This is a genomic window from Streptomyces albidochromogenes (assembly GCF_005981925.1).
GTDB classification, from domain to species: Bacteria; Actinomycetota; Actinomycetes; order Streptomycetales; family Streptomycetaceae; genus Streptomyces; species Streptomyces albidochromogenes.
Window position 1 is genome coordinate 1 of the sequence record NZ_VBVX01000457.1, and the last position, 3,910, is coordinate 3,910.

Below are 3,910 nucleotides of genomic sequence, written 5' to 3' on the forward strand. Positions count from 1 at the left end.
GGGGTGGCGCTCGTGCCGCGTTCGGCGCTGCGCGGGATGGAGCTGAAGGACACGGTGGTACGCCCGGTCTCGGGCCCGGCGGCGACCCGGCGGGTGTTCGCGGCGGTCCGCCGGGGGGCGGAGCACCATCCGTTGATCCGGCCGGTACTTGACGCCCTGGCCGCGTCGGCGGCGGGGCTCTCCACCTCCGGCTGACGACGGCCCGGCCCGGGGGGCTACCGGCTCATCCCGGGCGGGCGACCGGCTCATGTCGGCGCTCCTGGCGCGGAGTTGGCGGAAACGTCCAGCGCGTGCGTACGCGGCCACATTGGCCGCGCGCGAGGGCGGTCGCCGCCGTACCGCCGCGGCACTCTCGCTCCGGCCTCAGGACCGGCTGACGCCTCCCGCCCGGCCGCTGACGGCCGGCGGCTGTTCGGACGCCGGGCCCGGCGCCTCGTCCGCGACCGGCAGCCGGGGCTCGGCGGCCCGCGCCTCGGGGGGCTGGGCCACGGCGGCCCGGGCCTCCGGGGCCTTCGGCCCGTCCGGGGTCTGTTCCCCCTCCTGCCCGGGTGGCGGCCCCTGCTGCTGCGCCGCCCGCTCCAGGAACCGCAGCAGCTCCACGGGGAACGGCAGGACCAGGGTCGAGTTCTTCTCGGCCGCCACCGCCACCACCGTCTGCAGCAGGCGCAGTTGCAGCGCCGCCGGCTGGTCGGACATGACGCCCGCCGCCTCCGCCAGCTTCTTCGACGCCTGGAGCTCCGCGTCCGCGTTGATGACCCGGGCCCGCCGCTCGCGGTCGGCCTCGGCCTGGCGGGCCATGGACCGCTTCATCGTCTCCGGCAGCGACACGTCCTTGATCTCGACGCGGTCGATCGACACGCCCCACCCGACGGCGGGGCTGTCGAGCATCAGCTCCAGACCCTGGTTGAGCTTCTCCCGGTTCGACAGCAGGTCGTCGAGGTCGCTCTTGCCGATGATCGAGCGCAGCGAGGTCTGCGCCATCTGCGAGACCGCGAACCGGTAGTCCTCGACCCGCACCACGGCGTCGGCGGCGTCCATCACCTTGAAGTAGATGACGGCGTCCACCCGGACCGTGACGTTGTCGCGGGTGATGCCGTCCTGCGCGGGCACCGGCATCGTCACGATCTGCATGTTCACTTTCCGCAGCCGGTCCACCCCGGGAACGATCATGGTGAATCCGGGGCCCCGGATGTCCTTGCGCAGGCGCCCGAGGCGGAACACCACGCCCCGTTCGTACTGCCGTACCACGCGCGCCGCAGCCGCCACGTACACCACGGCGGCCGCTGCCGTGGCCGCCCCGGCTGCCAGAAGCTCGTCGAGCATCACGACCCCCAATGGGTCCGAGCCGCATCTTGATTGTCACGATACGCCCGGCTTCACACCCGGTCGAGAAGCGGACCGGAGACGGTAATTGAACATGAGATCCGTTTTCATGTAGCGTTCTCCGTGTCCCGCACCCCGGACCGCACCCCAGGAGGACCACCATGGCCGTACCCAAGCGGAAGATGTCCCGCAGCAACACCCGCCACCGGCGCGCCCAGTGGAAGGCCACCACGCCGCAGCTCGTCCCCGTCACCGTGGACGGTTCGGTGTACCGCGTGCCGCAGCGGCTGGCCAAGGCGTACGAGCGCGGCCTCCTGCGCCCCGAGGGCTGACCGGCGTGAGTGCCCCGACCGCCCCCGGCCGGCTGCCCGTCACGGTGCTCTCCGGATTCCTCGGCGCCGGCAAGACGACGCTGCTCAACCACGTCCTGGGCAACCGGGACGGCCTGCGTGTCGCCGTGATCGTCAATGACATGAGCGAGGTCAACATCGACGCCGCCCTCGTACGGGGCGGCGCGGCCGCGCTCTCGCGCACCGAGGAGCGCCTGGTCGAGATGACCAACGGGTGCATCTGCTGCACCCTGCGCGACGATCTGCTCGAAGAGGTGGGCCGGCTGGCCGGGGAGGGCCGCTTCGACTACCTGCTCATCGAGTCGAGTGGCATCTCCGAACCCATGCCGGTCGCCGCCACGTTCGCGTTCCCGCGCGACGACGGGGCGACGCTGGGCGACCTGGCCCGCCTCGACACCATGGTCACCGTCGTGGACGCCGCGGGCTTCCTGCCCGAGCTGACCGGCGGGGACGGGCTCGCCGAACGCGGCCTCGACCAGTACGAGGACGACGACCGCACCGTCAGCGATCTGCTCGTGGACCAGATCGAGTTCGCCGACGTCATCGTGCTCAACAAGCTCGACCTCGTCGGCGCCGGGACCGCCCGGCGGCTGCGGGCGGCCCTCTCCCGCCTCAACCCGGCGGCCAGGATTCTCACCGCCACCCACGGCCGCGTCTCCCCCGCCGACGTCCTGGGCACCGGACTGTTCGACCTGGAGCGCGCCCAGGAGGCGCCGGGGTGGGTGCGGGAGCTGAACGGCGACCACGTGCCGGAGACCGAGGAGTACGGCATCTCCAGCACGGTGTTCCGCGCCGACCGCCCCTTCCACGCCGGACGGCTGTGGGACTTCGTCACCGACGGCCTCGACAGCGGCGCGTACGGGCAGATCCTGCGGTCCAAGGGCTTCTTCCGGCTGGCCACCCGGCCCCGCGTGACCGGCCTGTGGTCGCAGGCCGGCGCGGTGGCCCGCTTCGAGCCCTCGGGGGTGACCGGCGCGGACACCGAGCAGGGCCAGGAGCTCGTCTTCATCGGTACGGGGCTGCAAGCCGAAGCGCTGCACAGCGCGCTGACGGCCTGCCTCGGATCGGCGGACGGCGAGGACGCCCGGGCGGACGACCCGTTCCCCGCGTGGGAGACGTCCGGCATCGACGACGCGTGCGCGCACGAGCCCGCGCCGGCGGGAGCGTGACCGAAGCGGCCCCGGCGGCCGGTGTCCGATTCCTTCAAGATCGGACACCGGCCGCCCTCCTACGGTGAGGGCATGACTCCACGACTTGACGCCCTGGGCATCGTGGCCGCCGACATGGCCGCCTCCCTCGCTTTCTACCGGCTGCTCGGCCTGGACGTGCCCGCCGAGGCCGACACCGCCCCGCACGCCGAGACGACGCTGCCCGGCGGGCTGCGCGTCCTGTTCGACACCGAGGAGACCGTGCGCTCCTTCGACCCGCACTGGACCAGGCCCGAGGGCGGCGACCGGGTCGGGCTCGCCTTCCGCTGCGACAGCCCGGCCGAGGTCGACGCGGTGTACGACACGCTGATCGCCGCCGGGCACCGCGGGCACCTCAAGCCCTGGGACGCGTTCTGGGGGCAGCGTTACGCGGTGGTGCTGGACCCCGACGGCTGCGGCGTCTCGCTGTTCGCCGACAGGGACGCCGTGTAGGCGCCCAGCGTCGTACCGGCCAGGTCACGCACCTCGCGCGAGAGGTGCGCCTGGTCGGCGCAGCCCGCGGCGAGGGCCGCCTCGGCGTACGGCGCCCCGGCGCGCACCAGCGCGAGCGCCCGCTGGAGCCGCAGGATCCTGGCCAGCGTCTTGGGTCCGTACCCGAAGGCGTGCAGGCAGCGGCGGTGCAGGTGCCGGGCACTGAGCCCGGCCGCCTCCGCGGCCTCGGCGACGGCGGCGCCCGCGTCCAGCCGGCGGGCGACGGCCCGCAGCACCGGGTCGGGCCGCGGTGCTTCCGCCGCGTGCCGCAGCGCCAGGTCCTCCAGGGCGGTGGCCGGATCGGGTGCGCCGCCGACCCGGCCGGCCAGGGCCCGGACCCTGGCGGCGGGCCACAGGTCGGCGAGCTCCACGCGCTGGTCGCGCAGCTCGTGCGCGGGTACGCCGAGGAACGCGGGGGCCGCGCCGGGGGCGAAGCGCACACCGTCGTAGCGGGCGTCCGCGCCGGCGGGCGTCTCGCCCGGCGGGTGGGCGCGGGTGTCGGGGCCGGCGACGTACAGCGTGCCGTTGGTCCACAGCAGGTCCATGCAGCCGTCGGGG

General features: G+C 74.1%; 6 protein-coding genes. 4 read left to right on the top strand and 2 right to left on the bottom strand.

The genetic code is table 11. The annotated features are described in order from the left end of the window. Positions 1 to 195 (top strand): LysR substrate-binding domain-containing protein (locus tag E2E34_RS32310; RefSeq protein ID WP_244316340.1); only part of this gene is annotated, 195 nt, incomplete at its 5' end. A 168-nt stretch (positions 196 to 363) separates the two neighbouring features. On the opposite strand, the gene E2E34_RS32315 is transcribed toward E2E34_RS32310, so the two are convergent. Further along, positions 364 to 1,323 carry a slipin family protein gene (locus E2E34_RS32315; protein WP_138905400.1) on the bottom strand — a complete coding sequence of 320 codons (960 nt, stop codon included), beginning with the start codon at positions 1,321 to 1,323 and terminating at the stop codon, positions 364 to 366. A gap of 161 nt (positions 1,324 to 1,484) precedes the next feature. On the opposite strand from E2E34_RS32315, the gene rpmF reads away from it, so the two are divergent. The 3 genes from rpmF to E2E34_RS32330 all read left to right on the top strand — a co-directional run bounded on the left by rpmF (position 1,485) and on the right by E2E34_RS32330 (position 3,313). Then, positions 1,485 to 1,655 carry a 50S ribosomal protein L32 gene (gene rpmF / locus E2E34_RS32320; protein ID WP_028814853.1) on the top strand — a complete coding sequence of 57 codons (171 nt, stop codon included), beginning with the start codon at positions 1,485 to 1,487 and terminating at the stop codon, positions 1,653 to 1,655. A 5-nt stretch (positions 1,656 to 1,660) separates the two neighbouring features. Continuing rightward, entirely contained in the window at positions 1,661 to 2,842 is a 1,182-nt protein-coding gene (locus E2E34_RS32325) for a GTP-binding protein (protein WP_138905401.1), read from the top strand. A 72-nt stretch (positions 2,843 to 2,914) separates the two neighbouring features. Next, a complete protein-coding gene (locus E2E34_RS32330; RefSeq protein WP_138905402.1) occupies positions 2,915 to 3,313 on the top strand; it encodes a VOC family protein in 399 nt (132 codons plus the stop codon). On the opposite strand, the gene E2E34_RS32335 is transcribed toward E2E34_RS32330, so the two are convergent. Continuing rightward, on the bottom strand, positions 3,247 to 3,910 hold a 664-nt coding region (locus E2E34_RS32335; RefSeq protein ID WP_244316342.1), incomplete at its 5' end, for a helix-turn-helix domain-containing protein. The two genes, E2E34_RS32330 and E2E34_RS32335, sit on opposite strands and share 67 nt — an antisense overlap.